We start from the raw sequence: 24,867 nt of genomic DNA, 5'->3' as shown, positions 1-24,867 counted from the left end.
TGCGGCGGGCATGCGCGGTGTACGCCAGTCCGTCCGCCGCTGGGCTGCGTTCTGTACGGCCGTTGTACGGGTCCGGAGCCGTGCCCAGGCCGTTGCGGCTTGCGTTGAACAAGGTCCCGGCGGCGAGGTCGAGCGCCGCTGTGGGGGCGGATGGGCGGGGTGCGTTGCGGGACGGAAGGGCGTGAGGGCGTGAGCACGGTGCGGGACACGCGGAGCGGTCGGACGGTGAAGACGAAGGCGGACGGCGGCGGTGACCTGCCGGGGGCGTGGTCGGCGTACGGGAGGCTGCTCCAGCACCTGCGCAAGCGGGCCGGGTTGAACCAGCAAGAGCTCGGGGAGGCGATCGGTTACTCGCTGGAGCAGGTCGCCTCGGTCGAGCAGGGGCGGCGGCCGGCGAAGGCAGCGTTCACGAGGGCGGCGGACCGGGCGCTGGAAGCGGGCGGGGTTCTGGAGGTGCTCCAGGACGAGGTGGACCGGGCGAAACTGCCGCGCTTCTTCCGCAACTTCGCGGTCATCGAGGCGGAGGTCGTCAGCCGCTTCTCGTACGATCCGCTGCTGGTGCCGGGGCTGTTGCAGACGGAAGGGTACGCGCGGGCCCTGTTCTCCGGTCACTGTCCTCCGCTGAGCGAGGAAACCATCGACCAGCACACAGAGGCGCGGCTGAGTCGACAGAAGCTGCTGACGCGGGTGCCGCTCGCCGAGTTGTCGTTCATCATCGGGGAGGAGGCTCTGCGGAATCCTGTGGGCAACAGGGAGGTCATGCGCGGGCAGTGGCAACACCTGCTGGAAGTCAGTGCGTTGCGCAACGTTGAGGTGCAGGTCATGCCTGCCGCTCCCGGTTTCCACTCCGGCCTGAACGGACCGTTCGTGGTGCTGGAGACCAGTGGGCACCAGCACCTCGGATACATCGAGTCCCAAGAGGTCGGGTGCGTCGTCCGTGATCCGGCAGAGGTCAGCGCCTTCGGGTTGCGGTATGGCAAGCTGCGATCGCAGGCCCTGAACGGCGTGGAGTCTGCACGGCTCATCGAACGGCTGGTGGGAGAGACGTGAGCATGGAGCAGGTGACCGAGAACATGGACGGGTTGCACTGGTTCAAGAGCAGCTACAGCGGATCAGGCGGCGGCGACTGCGTGGAGGTGGCTGCCGGTTTCGACGCCGTATACGTACGGGACTCCAAAGCCGCGGGCCACGGGCCGGTGCTGCGGGTCGACCGGGACGAGTGGGCGGTGTTCGTCGCGCTCACGGTGGGATAGCGCCGGCCAGTACTTCCAAGCGGAACAACGGGCTGGTTCGCGTCACCTGAGGTGACGCGAACCAGCCCGTTGTCATGCTGCTGGCTCAGAAGAGGGCACCCTCAGTGCCCTCACCGAAATCCGACCCACCTCGCGCGGCCAGCTGCTCCTTGTGCTTCCGGACGGCCTCGGGAGAGGGCGGGGGAAGGTCGGGGTGCTTCTTTCTGGCCTTCTTCTCCGTCACTCCCTTGTGTAGACCGAGATACACCTCGTCGGCGTACGCCTGGTGGTTCAGCTGGCGCAGCCGGTCGATGATCTCGGTCCGCGCGAGCAGGCCGATGGTATAGCGAATGCCCTGGTCGGTATCGTGAAAGCCGTGGTCAAGCGGGAACGTCTCGTGGACCGAATCTGCGGGTGGAGTCCTCCCGGATTCGTCCAGGAGGTCTTGCCAGCCGTATGCCTCCACGGTGGCCCGGTCGATCTCCATGTGGATGCGACGCAGTTCCACAACTTCATGATCCTGACAGGCAGGATCATGAACCAAATTATAGGTGTCAGTTAGTCCAATTTTCCGAGCGAGCATCAGGCTTCGACGGCGAGTAATGAGTTGCTCACCAACAGAACGGAGACGACTGGTCAACGAAGGGCGAACAAGGGTTTCGAAAACGTCGGTCGGCGTGTATCGAATCCGCGTTTCAAGCGTTGAGGTTCGATCCAATGCCCACGATTGATGCAACGCGCTCGACAGAAAAGCTAGCAGAGCAGGGTCATCAGAAGCAAAAACGACCGTCGCATCACTGAATACTTGGCCCGTATTAACCAAAGCCGGCATCACGACTTGAGTATGCCGAGCAAGAACCATGCACTGACGTAGTGAACTAATCGCTTTACGCATTTCCGGCGCGGGACGAGTGAAGCGCCACCAGATTTCACGCCTGCTCTTATCTTTGCTTTTCTGCCTCTCCGGCCTCACCTCGCGAATGACCTTAGCCATCGCTTTCTCATAGATTTCCGCTTCACGCAGCGAGCGGTCCTGGAAATCAATAATCCACCGACTGGCGCGATGCGTGAAATCTTGGTTAACATCTTGCCCATTGACGTACGGGTATAGAATATCCGAATAGCGGGAATCTTCAGCGATCCAAGCACACGCCTCTGCCTCTTCGAGGGTGAAACCCATACCCAGCACATAAGAACCAATAAAGGATACGCCATTATTCCGCTCTAGAGGCTGCACCCATGAGGTCTCCCGCGTGGCTGGGTTTAGTGACGTCGAGATCCCATTCGGCACCACGAGATCATCAAGAATGCAGATGGCATCTTCCGAGGCAGAAATCTGACTCATCCAGACAGCACAGTACTCGAGAGCAGCGGACTTGGACGGCCATGACTTACTCTTGATAGCCCGACGAATAGTAACTCCGTGACCCTCAAGCTGATCTAGGCCAACCTCCCGGGAATCTCCCTGAGCCAGCGTGTTCGTTGCAATCAAGCCAGCCTGTCCGCCAAGATTTAGCAACTGATGCCCACGCAAGGCGAAGTACGCCACCAAGTCGGCACTTCCACGCTGCCCTGCCGCTAGATAGTCAATCATATATTCGCGGTATGACTGCCCCGCAGCGCCCGTTACTTTCTGCCCTCCAAGGAAAGGTGGATTACCTACGACTGCATCGAACCCGCCCCTCAGCGAAAACACCTCTGGGAAAACCAACGGCCAATGTACCGGTCGCCGTTCCAGCGCCCCCTCGGGCAGCTCAGCCGCCAGCCACTGCTTCGCCATCGCCTGTGCCTCACGGACCACGTCCGAGTTTTCCTCGACCCCGTCCTCTACGATCTGCCGCACGATCCATGCAGCCCGGGGGAACAGGTCCCGGACCCGCTCCCCGCCCTCCTCCTCGTACCAAGGCACCCGCCCCGAAGCACAGGTGGCCAGCGCCGCCCCCGCGATCAGGTCGCCCACCAATCGCAGTCGCCGCGAATGCCGGTTGACCTCCTCCAACCGCTCCCGCTTCTTCTGGAGAGCTGGCAGGTCGACGCCCTTGATGGCGGTAATCGCCAGGCGCTCGCGCGTCAACTGGTCCACCAGCTCCCGCGCTTGCTCGGCCAGGACGTCCGTCTGCCCCCGCGGCTTCATGTGCACGGACTGAAGCTGCTCCATGCTGTGCACGCCCAGCAGCGAGTCCCCGCACACCAACCTGTCGTCCAGGAATGTGAAGGGCCGCTCCGGGTCCATGGAGACCAGCCACAGCGACAGCTTGGCCATCTCCACGGCCATCGGGTTGATGTCCACGCCGTACAGGCAGTGCTCGATGATCTGGCGGCGGGCCTCGACCACCACCGGGTCCTGTTCGGCGTCGGCCGCCGTCACGGCGTCCACGGCACGGCCTGCCCGGTAGACCATCACGTCCGTGCGGCCCTCGTTCTCCCAGGCCTCGATGAGGCGGTCCGCGAGGTAGCGGCAGGCGGCCACGAGGAACGCCGCCGAGCCCATCGCGATGTCCGCGACCTTCAGGTCCAGGATCTGGTCGGCCGACTTCAGCCGCCACTCCCCCGTGTCCGCCGTCTGGAGCGGGCCCGGCTCGTAGACCAAGGGCTCCAGCGCGTGCAGGACGACTTCCTCCGCCAGGAAGCGGGGCGTGTAGTGCGTGCCCGTGTTCTTGCGGAGGGAGGACTCGGCGACGTACAGGGTGCCGTTCGGGATGACCGTCGGCAGGCCGCGCAGGTCGTCGCGGAGGATGCCGACGAACGGGAGCAGACGCTCCGTCAGCGCCGCGTCCTTCGTCACCGCGTTCAGTCGGCGGCGTGCCTCGGCCGCGTCCTCGACACCGACCGGGGCGAGCTTCTTCTCCAACTGGCCCGCCGTCGCCGGGGGCTTGGGGTCCTTCCACTTCTCGTGAATGGACTTCGCCAGCGTCTTGACCGACGAGCCGGCCTTCGCCGCCAGGGACTCCAGCTCCCGCAGCGGGACCTCGTGTTCCAGGCCCTCCGGGCCGATCAACCCCACCATGTGCTCGGTCGCCCGGCGCCCGTCGAACGACAGCAGGCCCTCGTACACGTAGCCGATCTGCTCGACGTCCAGCGCGCGGAAGCTGAGCGTGCGGACCTCGCGGTCCTTGCCCTTGCCGACGCGGACCTCCTGCACGGCCTGGAGCATGTGCAGGACCGTACGGTCGTCGATGGGGAGGAGCGGGGTGGTGCGCTCCAGCCAGGGGTACTTGTCCGGGTCGAAGATCGAGCCGTCGTAAGCGGGCAGGTGGAAGCCGGAGCCCGGGTGGTCCACTCCCCCGTGCACGGCGTGGAAGAGGGCGATCAGACGGTGCCAGGCCGATGTCGTGTGCTCCAGCGACGTCTCGCCCTCCTCGTCCGCCCGCGCCTTCAGCTCGTCGCGCAGGAAGCGGGCGGAGTACGACCGCGCGTACACCTCGTTGTCGGCCGGCAGCAGGCCGCGCTCCTCGGCGAAGAGGAGGAAGACGACGCGCATCATCACCGCGACCGCGCCGCGGTAGACCTCGCTCGCGCTGACGTCGGAGGCGTGCAGGCCGGGGGCGCCGTTCTCGATGGCGCGCACGTCCGCGCGCCCTATGGCGTCGACGAGGAGTTCCACGGCCTGCCGGACCTGGACGCCCAGCGCCTCGGTGACGTCCTCGCCGGCCGCGAGGCTGGCCTTGAGGAGGCCGACGAGGGTCTCGGCGTCGTCGTACTCGAAGAAGCGGCGGCGGCTCAGCAGGGAGGCGAACGCGCGGACGACGTTGCGCTCCGCCGCCTCGTTCCAGCCGATGGAGTCGAAGACGGCGGTCGTCGTCACGCCGCCGAGCGGGGCCCAGACCAGGCACCACCAGCGGCCGTCGGTGACCAGGCCCAGCGGGACGCCGTGGTGGCGCAGGAGGCGGGCCAGACGGTCGGCCGGAGCCGCCGCCCAGTCGCCGCCACCGCCCGCCCGCGCGGTGGGCGCAGTGCCTGCGGGGACGGTGACGCCGAGGAGGCGTACGCGCTTGGCGGCGGAGTCCACATCGGGTTCGGCGGCGAGGTCGGTGCCCGGTTCGACGAGGGCGAAGTCGGGGCGGACCTCGGTGTTGTGCTCGGCGACCCGCAGGGTGAGGCGGTCCAGGCCGTGGTGCTCGGACTCGCCCTGGCGGAATGTCAGCGCGTCGTCCCAGCCGAGCAGGCGGCGCAGGACGTACGCCACCCACGCGTCGCGCCCGGCGACGGTGTCGGTCTGCCAGTCGGCGTGGTGGGCGCGCAGGCGGGCGCGTTCGTCCTTCTCCAGGGTGCCGAGCTGGGGCCAGGCGCGCAGCAGGACGGGCATGGTGAGGAAGGGGCCGGAGACCTCGGTGAGGTCCAGCCACTCCTGGTGCTGCCGGCGGCCGTCGGCGGCCTGGGCCTTGGCGGCGGCTACTCCACGGCTCATGGGGCGGCGGGGGCTCATCGGCGGGCTTCCTTTGCGGGGACGACGAAGACGACGGCGGCGGGGAAGAGGTGCGAGCGGGGCTCGCGGTAGCGGGCAGCGATGGCGGCCAACTCCCGCTCGCGCTCGGCGGGGAGGCCTTCGAGGCGGTGCTGCCAGCGCTGGCGGTCCTCCTCGAACTGGCGGCGTTCGTGGCCGGTCAGTTCGTGGGTGGTGAGGAGGGCGAGCTGTTCGCCTTCGCCGTCGCCCTCCTCCTTGAGTTTCGCCCGCAGGGTGTTCTCGAAGCGGTCGAGGGTGGCGGTGATGCGGCGCTCCTCCTCGGTCCGGCGGTCGGCGAGGCGGCTCTCCAGCTGGCGGCCGAGTTCGGCGGCGCGGGCCTCCAGGGAGCGGTAGAGGGGGTCGCGGAGCTTGGGCCAGGCCTCCGTCAGTTCCTTGCGCAGGTGCGGGGCGGCCTCCGTGCCGTCGGTGAGGGCATGGGACAGGACCCTGCCCTGCTCGCCCACCGACTCCCAGCGGCGGAATCGACCCGTGTCGCCGAACCAGCCGCCCGCGTACAGGACTTCCTCGTGCAGGCGGGTGCCGTCGGTGCCGACGAGGACGTAACGGGCGTACGCGGAGACGAGGGTCGTGGTGACGGCCGGGTCCTCGGTGACGACGGCGGTGACACGGCTCAGGCCGACCGAGTCGGCGTTCCAGACGGCCGCGGTGAGCAGCCGCGTGGAGAGCGCGACGAGCGGGTGCTTGAGGTGGGCGAGGACCACGTCGTCCCTGCCCTGCGCGGCAACCTGAGGGGAGAAGGTGAGCGGGCGCTGCTCGCCCTCGCGGAGCTTGTGCGCGAGACCGCGGGTCGCCCGCTCCCAACTGCCGGACAGGGGCTGCACGTCGAAGAGGTCGCCCGGTTCGAAGTCCTCGGCGCGGACCGTGGACGGCACGAGCGGCGGCTGGTGGTCGAGGGCCAGGGCCGTGTCGACGACGCGCTTGACGTTGGTCGGCGTCAGTCCCAGCGTGCTGACCGTCTCCTCGTACTGGTCGGCGAGCCGCTTCGTCTGGGCGGTGACGTTCTGCTCGGGGGTGACGTCACCGCCCGTGCGGCGGCCCTTGATGGGCTTGGGCTTGGCGTTCTCGATGTCGACGGGGGCGGTGTCGCCGGTCATGCGGCGCTGGACGGCGTCGGCGAGGACGGCGTTGACGGAGCCGAGGTCGTGCTCCATGCGCGCGACCTTCTTGGCGACGCGGGAGAGGAACTCCAGGTCGGCCTCGTAGGAGCCGGCCTGGGCCTGCTGCCAGCCGGAGCCGATGAAGTGGGTGATCTCCGGGTCCTGCTTCTGGCCCCAGCGGTCGATGCGGCCGATGCGCTGTTCGAGCTTGTTGGGGTTGAAGGGGATGTCGTAGTTGACCAGGCGGTGGCAGTGGTTCTGGAGGTCGATGCCCTCGCCGGCGGCGTCGGTGGCGAGGAGGATGCGGACCTTGCCCTCGGCGCGGGACGGCTCGGTCTGGAAGCCGAGGCGGATGCGCTCGCGCTCCTCGGCGGACAGGCCGCCGTGCAGGCGCTCGACGCGGCCGCCGTCGGTGAGTTCCTCCTGCTGGAGGAGGTCGTGGAGCCATTCCTGGGTGTCGCGGTACTCGGTGAAGACGACGACCCGCTCGTTGGTCCAGTGCTTGCCGTCGGACGTCCGGCAGATGGCCTTGATCTCGCGGATCAGCGCCTCGGCCTTGGAGTCGGGCGCGGCCTCGTGGGTGAGAGCCCAGCGCTCCATCTCCTGGAGCAGGTCGAGTTCCTGGCCGTCCTCGGCGGGGGTGAGGGAGGTGGAGCGGGTCAGGGCGTCGTCCTCGGCGTCGACCAGGCCCGTGTCGTCGAGGTCGGCGACGAGATCGGCGAACTCCTCCAGCCACTCGGGGACTTCGGCGGCGGCCGAACGTCCGCGCGCGGGGCCGCCGGTGTCCTCCAGGTGGGAGAGGTAGACCTGGACGGTGTGCAGGAAGGCCGCCGGGGAGGAGAACAGGCGCTTCTTCAGCAGCAGGGTCACCAGGTCTGCGGCGCGGCGGCCGCCCCGTGCCTTCGGGGTGAGCTTCTTGCGGCGCAGTTCCGCGAACGAGCCGAGCAGCTCGTGGATCGCCCGCTCCTGCTGCGTGTAGTCGACGGAGAGCTCGCGCGTGACGCGGGTGCGGAAGCGGGGCGTGCCGTCGGCGTGGGTGACCGTCGACTTCAGGCGGCGTACGACGGTGTCCTTGAGCGCATCCTTGTCGGGGTCGACGCCGCGTGCGAACCGCTGGTCGTCGATGAGTTCGAGGAGGGCGGTGTACGACTCGGGGTAGCCGTTGTGCGGGGTGGCGGAGAGGAAGAGGCGGTGCTCGAAGTGCGGGACGAGGCGCCGGATCAGCTTGGTCTGCTGGGAGTCGACGGCGTAGACCTGCTTGGGCGCGGCGGGCGCGACGTGGTGGGCCTCGTCGAGGACGAGGAGGTCGAAGAAGCGCTTGTGCTCGCCGTCGGGGCTCTCCTCGGGGGCGCCGATGACCTCATCGAGGAGGCGCTGGGCCTTCTGGCCGCGCAGCCAGGGCAGGGAGACGATGGTGAGCGGGTGCACGCGGAAGGGGTTCGCCGCGGTGCCGTGAGTGCGGCGCAGGCGGGCGCAGTGCTCGGAGTCGACGATGGTGAACTCCAGGCCGAACTTCTCGGCCATCTCGTCGCGCCACTTGAGGGTGAGGCCGGCCGGGCAGACGACCATGGTGCGGCGGGCCCGGCCGCGCAGCAGCAGTTCCTGGACGACGAGTCCGGCCTCGATGGTCTTGCCGAGGCCGACGTCGTCGGCGAGGAGGAGGTTGACGCGGGGCGCGCCGACGGCGCGGGAGACCGGCTCCAACTGGTACGGCTCGACGGCGACGCCGGAGCGGAACGGGGCCTGGAGGGTCTTGGCGTCGGCGGAGGCGACGGCGGACCAGCGGACGGCGTCGAGGAACGCGGCGAGGCGGTTCGGGGAGTCGTAGGCGCCGGTGGAGGCGTCGGGGAGGGAGCCGGCGGGCAGGACGCGGCGGCCGGGCTCGACCTCCCAGATGACGGAGAGGGTGTCGCCGAAGCGGCCGTCGGCGACGGACTGGAGGTGGACGAGGGTGGCGGGCCTGCGCTCCTCGTCGCCGTCGGGGGCCGGGGACGGCTCGACGCGGGCGACCACCCAGGACTGGCCGCGCACCTCGACGAGGTTTCCCTCCTCGGGGAGCTGCTCGGCCCCCGTCCGCTCGGTCTCGCGCTGAGCTGCTGGCGTCATGGGCGCTGTTCCCCTCGGGTCTCTCCTGCGGCCGTCCGTAGACAGTGTCCTGTCTCCCCTCCGGGCGGTGCGATCGCAGCGTAACACGGAGAGTTGACTGTAAACAGAGATTACAAAATTATTGCTTCGTCGATCGCCTCACGACCGGTCACGCGATGCGGCGGAGCCGGTCCAGCAGGGTGCGGGCCCGTCCGTGCCGGGGGTCGGGGGCGGGAAGGATCCGGTCCTCGTCGTCCGCCAGGCGCTTCAGCAGTTCCCCGGCCGCGTGGCGCTCGCCCGTACGGGCCAGCAGCACGGCGATCTCGTACCGCGTGTCCAGCACCCCGGGGTCGTCCGCCCCGAGGAGACTGCGCTGCTCGGCGAGGACCGACTTCAGCTCGTCCAGTGCCTCACGGGTGCGGCCGAGGCCCCCCACGCACAGGGCGTGCCCGGCGCGGGCGGCGAGGACGTCGGCCCGCTCGAGGTCGGTGACGGCCAGGAGGTCGCCGTACTCCCGCAGGGCGCGGGCGGGTTGGCCCGACCGGCGGAGGCCGTCGATCTCGGCCAGCCGGGGGTGCGGAATCGTCGGTGTCGGGGGGCGCACCGGGTCGGGTGCCCAGGCGGCTGCCCGTGCGGCCACTTCCGTCGCCGAGGCGGGCCGGCTCTCCGGCTTCTTCTCCAGGAGCGCCTCCACCAGTTCCCGCAGTCCGGCCGGGACGCCGGGACGGCGCTCGCCGAGGGGCGGCACGGGGTCGTGCGCGTGCTGGTGGTAGAGCATGAAGTGGCTTCCGGTGGCGAAGGGCGGGGCGCCGGTCAGCAGTTCGTAGAGGACGCAGCCCAGCGAGTACAGGTCACTGGCGGGCACCGTCTCCCCCACGGCCTGCTCCGGGGCCATGTACACCACCGTGCCGGGAGTGGCGTTCGCCGCGGTGAAACGGGTCTCGCCGGGATGCGGTTCGAGAGCGGCGGCGACGCCGAAGTCGAGGACCTTGATCTCACCGTCGGGGGTGAGCATCAGGTTCGACGGTTTGAGGTCGCGGTGCACGACGTTCTGGGCGTGCGCGTGGGCGAGCACCTCGGCCGTGCGCCGGGTGACGTCCGCGGCGTGCTCGACGGACAGTAGGCCGTCGCTCTTGAGGACGGCGTCGAGGGCCCGGCCGGGGACGAGGTCCATGACGAGGTAGAGCTCGCCCTCGTGGCTGCCGTGGTCGTGGACGGCGGGGATGCCCGGGTGGCGCAGGCGGCTGGTGAGGCTCGCCTCGCGCAGGAAGCGGCGCTCCAGGGACGTGAACTCCGCGCCGCCCGCGCGGGGGGCGAGGAGCTTCACGGCGACCTCGCGGCCGTGCTCGCCGCCGCCCTCCCGGTCGTACGCCGCCCAGACGACCCCCATGCCGCCCCGGCCCAGCTCTCGGGTGAGCTCGTACCGTCCAAGGCTTCGCCGCATCGCGCTCGTCCCCAGTCCCGGCGCTCGCGGCGCCCCTCCACTGCCCTACGGCCGGAGCGAGGTCGAGCACCCGGCCTGCACGGCCATCCTCTCACCGCTCACACGGGACTCGGCCCTTGCGGGACGAGGAAGGGACGGCGAGGGTCCTCCGGCATTCCTGGCCGGGTGGCCAGTTCGGGGCTGGGCGCCGGCAGATAGGGGGCGAGGGCCGCGTACACCTCGGCGGCGGAGGAGGGACGGTCGTCCGGACGCTTGGCGAGCAGGGCGGTGACCAGGTCCCGCAGACCGCGCGGGACGTCGACTCCCGAGTCCGTGACCGCGGGCGGCGGTGAGCTGAGATGGTGCGTGGCCAGCAGCGCCGGCTGGTCCGTGGCGAAGAGCGTCTCGCCGGTGAGCATGTGGTGCAGCAGGCAGCCCACCGCGTAGAGGTCGCTGCGTCCGTCGAGCCGGTCCTGTCCGGAGAGCAGTTCGGGTGAGGCGCACGCGATGTTGCCGATGCTCTCGCCGGTCATGGTCAGTCGTGGGTCGGCGTCACTGAGGACCTTGACCAGCCCGAAGTCCAGGATCTTCACGAGACCGTCCCTGCGGACCATGATGTTCTGGGTCTTGAGGTCGCGGTGGACGAGGCCGGCCGCGTGGGCGGCCGACAGGCCCGCGCACAGCTGGGCCGCGACGGCGGCGGCCGTGGGCACGTCGAACCGGCCGTCGTCCTGCTGGTCGAAGAGGAACTCGAGGGTGGTGCCCTCGATCAGTTCCATGACCAGGCAGCAGGTGCCGTCCGTGATCGACGCGTCGAAGACGGTCGTCGTGTTCGGGTGAGCGAGGCGCGCGGCGGCCTTCGCCTCCCGCCGGAAGCGCTGCAGTGCCCCGTCCCGGCTCCGGGGGACGGCAAGCAGGTCCGCTGCGACGGTCTTCACGGCCACGGGCCGCTCCAGACGCAGGTCGCACCCCTGCCACACCTGGCCCATCTGGCCGCGCCCGAGGACCGATGTGAGCCGGTAACGCTCCAGGAGCACCGTTCCCGGCGTGAATCCTTGCATTTCCGCCACCCTCCACACTTTCCGCACACTGATCCAGAGCAATTGCGCTGTGAACAAAGTCAATGATCGTAGTAGCCTGCCCAGTACAGCCCCCCAGAGACCCCTCCACCGCCGGTCCGCACGCACACACCCCAGCACCTCGGAGACTTCCGATGAGTACAACCGAACCCGTACCCGTCAGCCTGGCCGAGATCGCCCGGATCGCCGGCGTGGGGCGGGCCGCGGTGAGCAACTGGCGGCGGCGTCACGACTCCTTCCCCACGCGGATCGGCGGCACCGACGTCAGCCCCCAGTTCTCGCTGGCGGAAGTCGAGCAATGGCTGATGGACAACGGGAAGATCGACACCATCGGCGGCCGGGAGTCCCTCTGGCCCCGGTTCGAGGCTCTGGGCAGCAGGGATCAATCGGGACTTGCCATCGCCGAGGCGGCCCGTCGCATGAGCTCCCCCAAGTCACGCAGCCCGCACGTCGAACTCACCCCAGAAATTCGGGAGTTGGCAGGTGAGGCCGCGAAACTCGGACGCACCCAGGGTGCGCGTGAGACCTTCGAGTTCCTGCTCCAGCGGTGGCTGGAGACTCATGTGCGGCAACTCAGCACCACTCCCCCGCCGCTCGCCGCGTTGATGACCCGGACGGCACTCGCCGTCCGGATCGGCGAGCGCGACGCCGAACTCACCGTCCTCGACCCGGCCTGCGGCACGGGGCATCTGGCGGCCGCGGCCGTACAGGCGTGTGCCGGTCAGGAGTTGGTGGTGTTGGCCTGTGAGCGGGACCCGGCGCTCGCCGCGCTGGCCTCGGCCCGGCTGGCGTTCTTCGCGGACGACCATGCCGACCATGCCGTCCGTACGGAGATCGCCACGGCCGACGCTCTGCGCGACGATCCGTTCAGGGGGGTGCAAGCAGACATCGCACTCTGCAACCCGCCGTTCAACGAACGTGACTGGGGCTACGAAGAGCTCGCCACGGACCAGCGCTGGACTCACGGACTGCCGCCGCGGACCGAGCCGGAACTGGCGTGGGTGCAGCACCTGCTCTCCCACCTGAAGCCCGGCGGGGCGGCCGTCGTCGTCCTGCCCCCCGCGGTCGCCTCGCGCAAGGCCGGCCGCCGCATCCGCGGTTCGCTGCTGCGTACCGGCGCACTGCGGGCGGTGGTGGCGCTTCCGCCCGGAAGCGCGCAACCGCACAGCGTTTCACTGCAGTTGTGGATCCTCAGAGCGGCTCCGGACAGCCAGGCAGCTCCGCCGCCCAGCCAGGACGCGCTTCTCGTCGACGCCACACGCTTCGCGAGATCCGGTACACGGGAATCGGGCCCCCACTGGGATGCCCTGCACGACTTCGTGCTGTCCGCCATGGCCACAGTGGACCACCCGGACGCCGAACTGCCCGACGGCGCCGTCCGTGTTCCGCTCATCGACCTCCTGGACGACGAGGTGGACGTCACTCCCGGGCGCCACACGTCGGTCGGCACAGAGCCCTCCGGTCTCGAACTGAAGTCGGCCTGGAAGGAGTTGAGCACCGCATTGGCCGACCTGACCGGTCAGGCGCAACATCTGACGGAACTGGGCTTCGACGCCGACAGGCCGCAGACCACGGTCACCGTGGGCGACCTGGTCAAGGCCGGTGCCCTTTCGCTGCGCGCCGGACAGCAGCCCTCGGACGGCACGACGACGCCCCGCGCGGGCTCCGTGCCTCTCCTGACCGTTTCCGATCTGCTGACGGACGGCGCCCCCAGCGGCCTCGTCGCCACCGAGTCGGCGCATGCCGTCGCCGAGGAGGGTGACGTCGTCGTCGCCGGTGTCGTGCGCGCCTTCAAGGCGTGGGTGCACGAGGGCTCCCCGATGGCTCTCGGACCCCAGCTGTACGCCTTGCGAGTGGACCCGGCGAAGCTGGACGCCCTCTTCCTCGCCGGGTGCCTGCGGGCGCCCTCCAACGGGCGCCAGGCGGGCACCCACGCCTCCAGTTCGTCGCGCGTCGACATCCGGCGCCTTCACGTGCTCCAGCTTCCGCTGGAGGCACAGAGGGCGTACGCCGAGGTCTTCGGACGGCTGAGCAGCTTCGAGGCACGACTCGCCGAGGCCGACCGGCTGGGCAGGGGGCTGGTGGGCGACGTGACCGACCGGCTCGCGGCGGGCGGGCTCGCCCTCTGACACAGCCGAGCGGTATCGGCCCGGAGCGAGCCGGTTTCCGGTCCGGGTTGACCCTCGACCTTGTCGAGGCGGCAGGGTCCCGGGTGTGGAGAGCGAGATGCGCAGCATTGGTGAGATGGCCCGGGACAGCGGCCTGAGCGTGAGCGCCCTGCGGTTCTACGACCGTGCGGGGGTGCTGGTCCCCGACTGGGTAGACCCGGTCAGCGGCTACCGCTGGTACGCGCCCGAGCAGTCGGACGAGGCCAGGCTGCTGGCGCGGTTGCGCCGGGCCGGGATGCCGCTGGCCGACATCCGGCTGGTGCTGGCCGGCTGGGCCGGCGCGGACACCGATCTCGTACGGCAGCTCCTTCAGGCGCACCTGCGCCGGCTGGAACAGGGGTTGTCCGATGCCCGCGGTGAGTTCTCCACGCTCCGAGCCCTACTCGACGACAGGGAGAAACCCATGACCTCGCTCCGTACCTCCTCGGCCCGCCCGGCCCTTGCCTCGCCCGAGCTGGCCGCCGCGTTGGACGCGGTCCGTTTCGCCGCCGGTACGGACCCCGAACTGCCGATGCTCGGCGGGGTCCTGTTCGACGTCGAGGGCGACGCCCTGCGTCTCGTGGCGACCGACCGGTACCGGCTGGCCGTCGCGCGGGCCGCGGTCACCGGGCACGGCGGGCCCCGCGTGCAGGTGACCGTGCCCCTGCCGCTCGTCGACGCGATGCGGGCGCTGGCCGGCGGCGCCGAACCCGTCCGGTTCGCCGTGGACGGTGACCGGGTGGCGCTGGAGACCGAGAGCGGCCGTCAGGTGGCCGGCCAGTGCCTCGACCACGAGTTCCCGGACTACCGGCGCCTGGTCCAGCTGCCGGCCGGGCGTCGGGCCCTCGTCGACGTGGCGGCCTTCCGGAAGGCGGTGGAGGCGGGTCCCGTCCGTACCGGCGAGGTGCGCGAGCAGGACGGGGTGCCCTACGAGGTCAGCGTGCTCGGGGTGGCCGACGACGGCACGGTGGTCCTCTGCGAGGACGGTGACGACGGCCAGGACCGTGTCGCCGTCAACCGCGAGTTCCTGCTGCACGCCCTCGACGCCGGGGCCCGCGACCGGCTGGCCCTGGAGTTCGGCGCCTCCACGGCACCGCTCGCGATCCGCAGGCCCGACGACGAGGACACCTTCTCGCTGCTGATGCCGGTCCGGCTGGACGGCCAGGCCTGAACCGCGGGGACCGGGCTCAGCGCCGCAGCGCCTCGGCGCTGAGCCCCCGACGGAATGAACTGATGGCTCGACATGGGTTGGTGAGCGTGGCCGGGATGGTCCGTCCCGAGGCCGGTACGGCATTGACCGGGGGTCCTGATGTCGGCCGGCGATGAGACCGCGGAGTCTCCTGCGGCAGCTTGTGACGTCCCGTCCGCGCAAGGTGACGAGCGGCACCCGCAGGTCCGGGAGCCGCTGCCTCGGTCGTACCTGTGGTGGCTCGTCGGCATCTTGGTCTCGCTCGTGGGCAACGCGGTCTTCTACTTTGCTCTCGGCTGGGCCGCCAGTGCGTACGGCGGGGGCGTCGCGGGCTTGGTGCTGAGTGCGATCACGCTTCCCCGCGTTCTGCTCCTCCTCGTCGGGGGTGCGGTGGGTGACCGGGTCAGCGCGCGTCGCGTGCTGATCGCCGGTGATGCGGCGATGCTGGTCGTCTCGCTCGGTCTGGCAGCCCTCGCCCACCGCCTGGGGGCTCCGCCCTGGTTGCTCGTCGCGACAGGCATCGCGGTGGGTGTCGTCGATGCCTTCTATCTGCCCGCCTCGGGGTCCATGCCTCGTCGGCTGGTGGCCGAGGCGCAGTTACCGCGGGCGTTGTCCCTGCGGCAGGTCGGCGGCCAGGTGATCAACATGGGGGGCGGGCCTCTGGGCGGCGTCCTGGTGGGTCTTGCCGGGCTTGCGGGCGCGGCCGTGTTCAACGCCGCCACCTTCGCCTTCACGCTGATCGTCCTGGCGATCATCCGCCCGCGGTACGAAGCAGTGCAGTCCTCCAGAGCGGTCGGTCTGCTCAAGGAGGCCCTGGACGGCGTGCGCGTGGCCTTCGCCCATCCGGTGCTGCGTCCGGGTCTTTGCCTCACCGGTTTCGCGGCCGGCTTCCTGTTGCCCGTGCTGTCGCTCCTGGTCCCCCTGCTCGCCCGTGAGCGGGAATGGGGCGCGGGGGCCGCGGGGTTCGTGATCGGAGCACAGGGCGTGGGCATGGTGGCGATCACCCTGGTGGTGGTGAAGCGCGGTCCGCTGGGTCGGCCCGGTCTGCTGTCGGCGAGCGCGCTCGTGCTGGCCGGTGCGGGGGTACTCGCCCTGGCGTTGGCACCGGGCACGGCGGGGGCGGTGGCCGCCGGCTCGGTCATCGGTGTCGGCAACGGGATCTTCTCCGCGCACATCGCGCCGTTGGTCCTGGCAGCAGCACCGGAAAGCCACCTGTCCCGCGTTCAGGCGGTTCTCGTGCTCGTCCAGAGCCTGGCCTTGTTGCTCATGAACAGTGTGCTCGGCGCATTCGTCGATCTCGAAGGCGCCACCGTCGTGCTCGTCGCCTGTGCCGTCATGCTCGTCGGTGTCGGGCTGGCGGGTCTGACCTCCGGACCGCTCCGCAACGACCGCACGGGACTGCGGACCCGCTGAACCGGGCCGGCCGTGCCGGCCGCGCGCCGGCGGCACGGCCCGGAGATGCCCTGCCCGTCGAGCGGCCCACCGGCCGGTGGCCGCCTTCGCCGGCGTGGTGACGGAAGCTCGCGGAAGAGTTGAGTGCGCGCGCTCACTCCCGTCCGAGGATCTCGGCGGCGGTCTCGATGCCCTCGCGGGTGCCGATGACGATGAGTGTGTCACCGCCCGCAAGCCGGAAGTCCGGCGTCGGGGACGGGATCGCCTCGGCCCGCCGCAGCACGGCCACGATCGAGGCTCCGGTGTCGGTGCGCATCCTGGTCTCGCCCAGCACCCTGCCGTTCCAGTGGGAGGCGGCGGACAGTTCGATGCGCTCCGCGACCAGGCCCAGGTCGGTCGTGTGCAGCAGGTTCGGGCTGTGGTGGGCGGGCATCAGCGCGTCGATCAGGGCGGCCGACTCGGTGACGTTCAGCCGCAGCGACTGGGCGCAGGCGTCCGGGTCGTCGGAACGGTAGATGTTGACCGTGCGTGCGCCGTCCCGGTGCGCGATCACGGAGAGGTGCTGGCGCTCACGCGTGGTGAGGTCGTACTTCACGCCGATGCCCGGCAGTGGCGTGGTGCTCATCCGTGGAGCAGGCACAGCCCGTCCCCTTCCCGGTTTCTTCTGATCGTCCGTCGTTCTGGGCGGGGGTACCTCCATCCCGCTGATGGTCGGCCCCCGTGGGGGACATGGTGTCATCCCGCCATGCCGTCGAGAGGGTGGGTGGCGTCACGGATGGACAAACGGTCGCGGCGGACTCGACCCTCACGAGGGCGGACCACCGGAGGGTCCTGATCGCTCCGGAGGTGTGGCCCGTTGGGCCCATGTCCACGGGCTTCCGCAATGGGATCATGGTGGTGACATACCGATTGGGGAGGCGTCATGAGTCGTCTGGTCGTTGTGGGAGTCGATGGATCGGCCTCGAGCCTGGCCGCGGTGGGTGCGGCGGCCGAGGAGGCCCGGCGGCGCAAGGCCGAGCTGCGGGTGGTGCATGCGTTCCTCTGGCCTGCCATGCATGTACCGCTGGGTCCTTCGCCGCTGGGCCCGCCCGAGGGCGGTCTGCGGAGCGCGGTCGATCGGCTGGTGACCGAGGCGGTGGAGCACGCCAGGTCGGTGGCACCGGACGTGGACGTATCGCACACCGTGGTGACGGGAGAACCGCTGACCGTGCTGGAGGCGCAGTCCGCCTCCGCGGAACTCGTGGTCGTCGGATCCCGCGGGATGGGGGGTTTCGTCGGGCTTCTGGTGGGGTCGACGGCGGTGCACCTGGCGGCTCACGGGCGGTGCCCGGTCCTGGTCGTGCGTGAGCCGGGGGCGGCGGACGGACCGGTCGTGCTCGGAGTCGACGGTTCCCCGGCGGGCGCGAAGGCGATCGACTTCGCCTTCGCCGAGGCGTCCCTGCGCGGCGCCGAACTGGTCGCGCTGCACTCCTGGACCACCTGGAACGCGCCGGCCCCGACCCCGCAGGACGGGAAGGCTCCCTACGCGAGCGAGCCCGGTGATCTGGAGGCCGGCGAGGAGCGTCTGCTGTCCGAGGCGCTGGCCGGGCACCAGGAGCGGTATCCCGGTGTGAAGGTCCGGCACGAGCTCGTGCACGGCGGCACCCGCGAAGCGCTCATCGAAGCGAGCCGTACGGCTCGGTTGCTGGTGGTCGGGGCGCGGGGGCGGGGCGGATTCACCGGGCTGCTGCTCGGCTCGGTCAGCCAGGCGATGCTGCACCACGCCCACTGCCCGGTGGCCGTCGTCCGCGGCGACAGCGGAGAGAAGGGAGAGAAGACGGAAGGGGACGCGTAGCACGCTCCCCCTTCCGGGACTTCCGGGCCGCCGGGCTCCGGCCGGTACGGTCCCCTGCCCGCGGGTACTCGGATACTCGCGGGCGTGATCGGGACGCACCCGCGTCGGGGGCCCGGCCCGGACGGGAGTGAGCAGTGGATGACACGGTGATCGCCGGAGTGGACGGATCGCCGTCCAGTCTCGCCGCGGCGGACGTCGCGGCCCGTGAAGCCCAGCTGCGCGGCGCACAGCTGCGGATCGTGCACGCCTTCAGTCGTCACCCCGACCTGGACCCGACGATCCGCGGCGCCCTGGCGCAGGCGGAACAGCGGGCCGCCGCCGTGGCGCCGGGTCTGGAGGTGACCAGGACCGTGGTGTCCGGGGACGCCCTGACGGTGCTGCGGAGCGAGTCGCGCCACGCGGTACTGGCGGTGCTCGGCGGACGGGGCCGCGGCGGGTTCGGGGGCCTGCTGCTGGGCTCGACGGTCGTGCAGTTGGCCGCCCACGGGCACTGCCCGGTCATGGCGGTTCGGGGACGCCCCGATCCGCAGGGGCCCGTACTGCTCGCCGCGGACGGCTCGGCGGCCGGTGCGGCGGCGGCCGGATTCGCCTTCGCGGAGGCGGCGCTGCGCGGGGCCCGGCTGGTCGCCCTGCACGTGTGGAACACCTTGAACGAGCCGACGCCCTACGAGGGTCCCGGCGCCCCGCTGAACGTGGTGGTGGACCTGGACCAGCTCCGCGAGAAGCACCGGCACCGACTGGAGGAGGCCCTGGCGCCATGGCGGGCCGCTCATCCGGAGGTGTCCGTGGAACTGCTCGTGGAGCGGTCCCGGGTGCGCCACGCGCTGCTGGACGCCAGCAGGGAGGCCCAGTTGCTGGTGACCGGGGCCCGGGGGCACGGCGGCTTCACCGGGATGCTGCTGGGCTCGGTGAGCCAGGCACTGCTCCACCACGCCGACTGTCCCGTCACCGTCGTCCGCGGCGAGCAGTGACCGGACGGGTGGTCTACCGGGCGCCGGTGAGCGCGGAGGCGATCGCGCGGTGGCGGGTGCCGCCGGGCACGCGGGGCGAGACGCACGAGTTCGAGGCGCACGAGGGCGTCCCCGATGCCGTGCCCGCCGCCGATGACGAAGCGGTTGCCCGCTGGGTGTCGGCGCATCCGGCCCGGTTCGTCGAACCGGGCGGTGCCGATTCCACGTAGGGCCCGTTCCGCCGGTCACCGGCCTCGCCGGACCATCGGTCTACCGGCCGCCGAGGAAGCTCAGCCGGACCCGGCGGTCGGGGTTGTCACGGTTGGTGTCCACCAAACTCCGTTAAGGCAACAGTCAGGGTACCCGACCGAGATTTCACGTGGTGAGTCATCGGAAACCTGTCACCATGCCAGGGGACCGACATAACAGCAGGTCAGCAGCAGTTTCCGACCCGGATAGACATCCTTTAAGACACCCGGAGCGTCAAACGAGCGTCACGGCCCAGAGGAGGCATCGACGGACCGCTGATGAGGGGCTTGAGCATCGGCTGCACCCGAGCCGGAAGAGCTCTCCGTAACGTGGGTGTGGCATCTCAATGCCCTGGCAAGGCTGCGCGGTCGTCACTCTCCGGCGCGATCTTCATGCGTTGCGGGGAAGGTGAACCCTTTTACCGATGGCGCGGAGGCGCAGATGTCGTGGCCCTTGGTCACTCGGGAAGCCTCGACAAGAGGGGCATGGGCCTCTTGGGCGGCTGTGGCATCCGGTCGGCAGGTCCTTACGCGGTCCCTCCGGGGCGCGCACCGATCGGTCCTTGACCCGCCTCCGGGCTCCGGGGGCCTCCCCCGGCGCCCGCCGGGGTGAGACCGGCTCCCGCTCCGGTGCATCCCTCGGATGGGAGAGCCGTGTTCCGTGGCACGGGGTGCATCTCGGAGCATGGGCATTGCCGGTAGCGTGATCGCCTGCCGCATGGAATGTCCATGTGTCCGGCCGGCCCGTGCGGGGGACTCCGGTGGCGAGCGATGGGACCGTGATGAGCGAACTGACGAAGCCCAGAATTGAGGTTCCGGAGGGTGACGCGCCCACCGAGCTGACGATCCGGGACCTCGTGGTTGGGGACGGACCCGAGGCGCAGCCGGGCAGGGTCGTCCGGGTTCACTACGTAGGGGTCACGTTCGCATCCGGAAGGGAGTTCGACTCCTCCTGGGAGCGGGACCAGCCGTTCAAGTTCGCCGTGGGCGGTGGCAAGGTCATCAAAGGCTGGGACCGGGGAGTGAGGGGAATGAAGGTCGGCGGCCGGCGCGAGATCATCGTTCCCCCGCGTCTCGGCTACGGCAGGCAGTCACCCTCTCCATTGATCCCGGCGGGCTCGACGCTGATCTTCGTCGTGGACCTGCTCACGGTCGTGGGCGGGCCCGCCGGAGCGAGGCCCGGCTTGACCGGCTCGGCCTGAACCTGGCGCTCCTGAGGGCCGGGGGCACCCTGTCCCTGCCACGTAAAGACAGATGCACTCATCGGCAGACACTGTCAGTTACCTCCGCGTCATACAAAACGATCGCGCCCGTCGTACTAGTTTGATCTTTAGAGGTCGTCTCATTTGGGTGATCGGTAGTCTGTGGCCGCGACGATCGTGGAGCGTCTGGTCCCGGACCAGTTGTGGGAATTGTTCGAGCGGGTGGTGCCGTCGGCTCCGGTGCGGCGTCAAGGTGGTGGACGGCGGCGTTACGGCGACCGGGAGGTGCTGGCTGCGATCGTGTTCGTGGCCACGACGGGCTGCACGTGGCGGCAGCTGCCGCCGGTCTTCGCCCCCCGGACCGACAGCACATCGGCAGTTCACGGAATGGAGCAAGGCCCGGGTGTGGGCGAAGCTCCACCGCCTGGTCCTGGACGAGCTCGGCGCGCGCGGCGAGCTCGACTGGTCGCGGTGCGCGATCGACTCGGTGAACATGCGGGCCCTGAAAGGGGGAGTTGACAGGTCCGAATCCGGTGGATCGAGGCAAGAAAGGTTCGAAGATCCGTCTGATTACCGAACGTACCGGTTTGCCGATCTCCATCGGGATCTCGGGTGCCAACATGCACGGCAGTCAAGGTCTCGAACCGCTCGTGCGCGGCATCCCGCCGATCCGGTCGCGCCGCGGACCGCGCCGCCGCAAGCCCGCCAAGCTGCATGCCGACAAGGCGTACGACAACCGCCACCTGCACCAATGGCTCCGCAGCCGAGGCATCACACCCTGCATAGCCCGCAAGGGCATCGAGTCCAGCGAACGACTCGGACGCCACCGTTTGGACCATCGAGCGCACCATGGCGTGGCTTGCAGGCTGCCGCAGACTCCACCGCCGCTACGAACGCAAGGCCGAACACTTCCTGGCCTTGACCAGCATCGCCTGCACCCTCATCTGCTACCGCCGAATCGCCAAATGAGACGGCCTCTAAGCTTGACGTTTAACCTCGCAGGTCACCCGACCTGCTGAACTGCGGTTCTTTCCGGGACAGCGGACGCGGCCGTTCTTCACGCTTCGAGATGTCGAGTAACGAAGCACGAGAGAACGGCCGCTGCCTATGAGTCTCCCCGCCGACGCGCCCACAAGCGAGGCATTGAGCGTGTTGTCCCGCTTTCGGGTCGACTTCTACGACTGCCTGTACAGCCGCGCGGACGCGCTCTTCGAGCTCACCGACGCGGTGCTGTGCGCGGACGGGCCGGTGAAAACCCTGGTCGAGCTCTCCTTGGCGGTCGAGCACCGGCGCGGGCACGGCGCCCTGTATGCCGCGTTGGACCGGGGCTGGCTGGAGCCGATGCGGTTGCGCCGCACGCTGGCCGGGCTGCCGCTGCCGAGGGCGGCCGACGGGCGGATCGTGCTGGCGGTGGACGTCAGCAACTGGCTCCGCCCGGACGCCCCGACCAGCGACGAGCGGCTGTTCTGCCACGTCTACGGACGCGGCGACCGCAGCTCGGACCAGCTGGTGCCCGGCTGGCCCTACTCCTTCGTCGCCGCCCTGGAGTCCGGCCGCACCTCCTGGGTCGCTCTGCTGGACGCCGTACGGCTCGGGCCGGCGGACGACGCGACCACTGTCACAGCCGCCCAACTCCGCTATGTCATCGAGCGATTGACGAGCGCAGGCCACTGGGAGCCGGGCGATCCGGACATCGTGATCGTGATGGACTCCGGCTACGACGTCGCCTACCTGACCCACGCCCTCGCCGACCTGCCCGTCGTGCTGGTCGGACGGCTGCGCTCGGACCGGGTCATGCTCCGTGACCCCGGCCCTGCCCGGTCGGGTCCCCGGGGCGGGCGTCCCCGCCGGCATGGCGGCGTCCTCACGTTCAAGAAGCCCGACAGCTGGCACGAGCCGGATGTCATGACCGTCACGGACACCACCCGCTACGGCACGGCCACCGCGACGGCCTGGGACCGGATGCACCCCCGGCTCACCCACCGCGGCCCCTGGCTGAACCACGCCAAGGAAGAACTCCCCATCCTGCACGGCACGTTGATCCACCTGAAGGTCGAGCATCTGCCCGGTGACCGCGACCCGAAACCGGTCTGGCTGTGGTGCTCGGCCACCGCCGCCGCACCGGCGGACGTGGACCGCTGGTGGCAGGTGTTCCTGCGCAGATTCGACCTGGAGACGAGCAAGCCGCGGTGCTGTCAAAGTCGCGGTTCGCCGTCATCGTGCGTGTCTCCTTTCCCGTTCGGGATTATCACCGTCTGCTGGTGGTCGAGCCAGGCCTGTCGAGACTGGTGGCCGCGGGACTGCCGGTGGAGCCGGCGGAGCCGTTCGACTTCTGCGGGGTCGGCGTGGATCACCCAGGACCGGCGCGGGTCGCTGAGTTGGCGGGCGGTGACCCGGCCGCGTGTGATCCATCCGAAGAGGGTGACGCGGGGCATGCCGACGGCGCGGGCGAGGTCGGTAAGCCACCATTCGTGCTCGCCGAGTGCTGGTGCGGACCGCCGAAGGGATCGTTCCTGGTGGCTGACACAGCCCAGCTCCTGCAGCAGTTTGCGCACGCCCTCGGTGCCGAAACGGTCGCGGCGTTTGGGCGGCCGGAAGCCTTCCGCGTTGAGCATCCTTGCGATCTGCGGCGCCGAGTGTCCGCCGTCGGCGAGTTCACGGGCCCGGGCGGCCAGGCGAGGGAAGTAGCTGAGCTGATCAAGACGAGCGACCGGGCGGACGAGTTCGCCTTCGGTGCGATGCCCGCCGGCCCAGGTGATGCGGACGGTGACACGTTCACTGTCGCCGATCACCGCCAGGTCGACCTTCTCGATCAAATGCCGCACCAGCTGCTTGCGGTCTGTGGCCATGGTGGTCGGCGCCCGCCAGATCGCGGGCAGATCACTGGCAAGGGCCCGGATCTGCTCGCGTTCGGCGGCGGTGAGGGTGCGGGGCCGGGCCGTGGTGAAGCGGTCGTACTCCTCGCTCAGCTGCTGTCGTTCGGCCAGCGCGTGCTCCCAGTTCTTCTCCAGTTCCCGCACCACCAGGCGGTTCTCGGGCTCGGCCAGCTGGTACTGACGCCGGGCCCGGTCGACTGTGTAGTCGGCGCGTTCCAAGCGCTGCTGCCAGATCTGATCCATCTGGGCCCGGCGCCGCTGGGCCTGCTCGGCGGCCTGCAGCGAGACCTCCAGCGCGGCCGGGGCCATCGCCGCCAGCAGCAGGCTGGTCACATACCGGTCGACGCATGCTCCGGACAGCTGCTGGCACAACGCGCCGCCGTAGTCGGTCTTGGCCCGGCTGCACTCGTAGACCCCGCGCAGTTCTCCACCCGGGCCGCGCTGATAGCGCACGACCATGCGTTTGCCGCACCGATCACAGAAGATCAGCCCCGGCAGCAGGGCCGACCCGCCTCGCACCGCGCCCATACTCTGCGCACGAGCCCGGTTCGCCTCGATGCGTTCGAGGTTGTGTTCGTGCCGCTCGGTGCTGATATAGGCGGGCAGGATGCCGGGCAGGTAGACCAGCCAGTCCTCCCGAGGCCGCCGCACCCGGCCGGTGAAGGGACGCCCTGCCCGGCGCCGGCGCGGATCGGTCCGGCTGCGGCCGTAGACATAGACCCCGGCATAGGCCGGGTGGCGGAGCATGTTCTGCACCGCGATCCTGCTCGGGCGGCGCCAGACCAGCTCGCCCCGCTCAGGGCCTTCCCGCACCCGGATCCCCATCTGGATGCCGTGGTCGACCAGGAACCGCAACACCGCGTTGACCGTGGCCAGTTCGTCGAACAGATCGAAGACCAGGCGGACCACGGCCTGCACCTGCTCGTCCGGGTCGAAGACGACCTCGCCGTCCGGGAGCCGCCCATAGCCCACCGGCAGCGGCACGGCCAGCTCGCCGCGGCGGGCCTTGTTCAGGCGGCCGTTCCACATTCGCTGCTTGATCAGGTGCAGTTCCGCCTCGCTGATCGTTCCCTTCAGTCCCAGCAGCATCCGGTCGTTGTACTCGGCCGGATCGTAGATCCCGTCCGGGTCCGCCAGCAGGGCGCCGGCCAGCGCACACAGCTCCAGCAGCTGGTGCCATTCGCGCCCGCTGCGGGCCAGCCGGGACATCTCGCTGCCCAGCACCAGGCCCACATGGTCGAGGCCGACCTCGGCCACCAGCCGCCGGAAGCCGGGACGGTCCTGGAGGCCGGACGCGGAATGCCCCAGGTCCTCGTCGATCACCAGTACCCGGGACGGGGCCCAGCCCAGGTCGACGGCCCGCTGGGTGAGTCCGTACTGCAGCCGGGTGGACTCGGCGTGGTCGAGCACCTGCTGCGGGGTCGACTGGCGGACATAGATCACCGCGAGGCGGTCGCGCTGCCAGGGCCGGACCTTGCCCTCACCCGGTGTCCACGGGGCGGCAACCGTCGTGCTCACCGCACTCACCCCCGTCCCGTCCGGCCATATCCGCGGCGGTCACCATCCGCACGGCCAGCACCCCCAGCAGCCGCACCGTCGGCTGCCGGTTCAGCTCCGGAACGGCTCCCCACCGCGGGATCTGGGGGGC

General features: G+C 70.0%; 15 protein-coding genes and 2 pseudogenes. 11 read left to right on the top strand and 6 right to left on the bottom strand.

Going from position 1 to position 24,867, the window contains the following annotated elements:
- The first annotated feature begins 225 nt into the window (after nucleotides 1-225).
- Both JL475_RS01580 and JL475_RS01575 read left to right on the top strand, forming a co-directional pair.
- Nucleotides 226-1,050 (top strand): helix-turn-helix transcriptional regulator, encoded by an 825-nt coding sequence (locus JL475_RS01580; protein ID WP_307824942.1) that lies wholly within the window; start codon nucleotides 226-228, stop codon nucleotides 1,048-1,050.
- A gap of 2 nt (nucleotides 1,051-1,052) precedes the next feature.
- Entirely contained in the window at nucleotides 1,053-1,253 is a 201-nt protein-coding gene (locus JL475_RS01575; RefSeq protein ID WP_202274118.1) for a DUF397 domain-containing protein, read from the top strand.
- Nucleotides 1,254-1,338: 85 nt separating this feature from the next.
- Here JL475_RS01575 and JL475_RS01570 read toward each other — a convergent pair whose 3' ends face one another.
- The 4 genes from JL475_RS01570 to JL475_RS01555 all read right to left on the bottom strand — a co-directional run bounded on the left by JL475_RS01570 (nucleotide 1,339) and on the right by JL475_RS01555 (nucleotide 11,363).
- The gene (locus JL475_RS01570; protein ID WP_202274117.1) at nucleotides 1,339-5,658 is read right to left on the bottom strand and encodes a DNA methyltransferase; all 4,320 of its coding nucleotides are present in this window, start codon (nucleotides 5,656-5,658) and stop codon (nucleotides 1,339-1,341) included.
- Complete coding sequence (drmD, locus tag JL475_RS01565; RefSeq protein ID WP_202274116.1) at nucleotides 5,655-8,900, bottom strand: DISARM system SNF2-like helicase DrmD; 3,246 nt, start codon at nucleotides 8,898-8,900, stop codon at nucleotides 5,655-5,657. Before drmD ends, JL475_RS01570 begins: the two co-directional genes overlap by 4 nt.
- Before the next feature lie 148 nt (nucleotides 8,901-9,048).
- Nucleotides 9,049-10,323, bottom strand: coding sequence for a serine/threonine-protein kinase (locus JL475_RS01560; RefSeq protein ID WP_202274115.1), 1,275 nt, complete (start codon nucleotides 10,321-10,323; stop codon nucleotides 9,049-9,051).
- A 98-nt stretch (nucleotides 10,324-10,421) separates the two neighbouring features.
- Nucleotides 10,422-11,363 (bottom strand): serine/threonine-protein kinase, encoded by a 942-nt coding sequence (locus JL475_RS01555; RefSeq protein ID WP_202274114.1) that lies wholly within the window; start codon nucleotides 11,361-11,363, stop codon nucleotides 10,422-10,424.
- A gap of 152 nt (nucleotides 11,364-11,515) precedes the next feature.
- Between JL475_RS01555 and JL475_RS01550 the strand changes: the two genes are divergently transcribed.
- The 3 genes from JL475_RS01550 to JL475_RS01540 all read left to right on the top strand — a co-directional run bounded on the left by JL475_RS01550 (nucleotide 11,516) and on the right by JL475_RS01540 (nucleotide 16,130).
- Nucleotides 11,516-13,510: an N-6 DNA methylase gene (locus JL475_RS01550; protein WP_202274113.1), complete on the top strand. Its 1,995-nt coding sequence runs from the start codon at nucleotides 11,516-11,518 to the stop codon at nucleotides 13,508-13,510.
- 97 nt (nucleotides 13,511-13,607) lie between these two features.
- Nucleotides 13,608-14,699, top strand: coding sequence for a MerR family transcriptional regulator (locus tag JL475_RS01545; RefSeq protein WP_202274112.1), 1,092 nt, complete (start codon nucleotides 13,608-13,610; stop codon nucleotides 14,697-14,699).
- Nucleotides 14,700-14,837: 138 nt separating this feature from the next.
- The gene (locus tag JL475_RS01540) at nucleotides 14,838-16,130 is read left to right on the top strand and encodes an MFS transporter (RefSeq protein WP_202274111.1); all 1,293 of its coding nucleotides are present in this window, start codon (nucleotides 14,838-14,840) and stop codon (nucleotides 16,128-16,130) included.
- A 133-nt stretch (nucleotides 16,131-16,263) separates the two neighbouring features.
- Here JL475_RS01540 and JL475_RS01535 read toward each other — a convergent pair whose 3' ends face one another.
- The gene (locus JL475_RS01535) at nucleotides 16,264-16,734 is read right to left on the bottom strand and encodes a cation:proton antiporter regulatory subunit (RefSeq protein ID WP_202274110.1); all 471 of its coding nucleotides are present in this window, start codon (nucleotides 16,732-16,734) and stop codon (nucleotides 16,264-16,266) included.
- Nucleotides 16,735-17,031: 297 nt separating this feature from the next.
- Between JL475_RS01535 and JL475_RS01530 the strand changes: the two genes are divergently transcribed.
- The 6 genes and pseudogenes from JL475_RS01530 to JL475_RS01505 form a co-directional block, all read left to right on the top strand.
- Complete coding sequence (locus tag JL475_RS01530; protein ID WP_202274109.1) at nucleotides 17,032-17,943, top strand: universal stress protein; 912 nt, start codon at nucleotides 17,032-17,034, stop codon at nucleotides 17,941-17,943.
- Nucleotides 17,944-18,077: 134 nt separating this feature from the next.
- On the top strand, nucleotides 18,078-18,914 hold the full coding sequence (locus JL475_RS01525) for a universal stress protein (RefSeq protein WP_202274108.1): 837 nt from the start codon (nucleotides 18,078-18,080) through the stop codon (nucleotides 18,912-18,914).
- Nucleotides 18,911-19,123, top strand: a complete 213-nt coding sequence (locus tag JL475_RS01520) for a hypothetical protein (RefSeq protein WP_202274107.1) — start codon at nucleotides 18,911-18,913, stop codon at nucleotides 19,121-19,123. Before JL475_RS01525 ends, JL475_RS01520 begins: the two co-directional genes overlap by 4 nt.
- An 800-nt stretch (nucleotides 19,124-19,923) precedes the next feature.
- Nucleotides 19,924-20,343, top strand: coding sequence for an FKBP-type peptidyl-prolyl cis-trans isomerase (locus JL475_RS01515; RefSeq protein ID WP_202274106.1), 420 nt, complete (start codon nucleotides 19,924-19,926; stop codon nucleotides 20,341-20,343).
- A gap of 177 nt (nucleotides 20,344-20,520) precedes the next feature.
- Nucleotides 20,521-21,312: pseudogene (locus JL475_RS01510) on the top strand (IS5 family transposase).
- 138 nt (nucleotides 21,313-21,450) lie between these two features.
- A pseudogene (locus JL475_RS01505) lies at nucleotides 21,451-22,518 on the top strand (transposase); the annotation flags it as partial.
- Nucleotides 22,519-22,538: 20 nt separating this feature from the next.
- Here JL475_RS01505 and JL475_RS41410 read toward each other — a convergent pair.
- The gene (locus tag JL475_RS41410; protein WP_202274105.1) at nucleotides 22,539-24,737 is read right to left on the bottom strand and encodes a recombinase family protein; all 2,199 of its coding nucleotides are present in this window, start codon (nucleotides 24,735-24,737) and stop codon (nucleotides 22,539-22,541) included.
- Nucleotides 24,738-24,867 lie beyond the last annotated feature (130 nt).

It is taken from the genome of Streptomyces sp. M2CJ-2 (assembly GCF_016757295.1).
Classification (GTDB): domain Bacteria; phylum Actinomycetota; class Actinomycetes; order Streptomycetales; family Streptomycetaceae; genus Streptomyces.
This window is presented reverse-complemented; position numbering and strand designations above follow the sequence as displayed.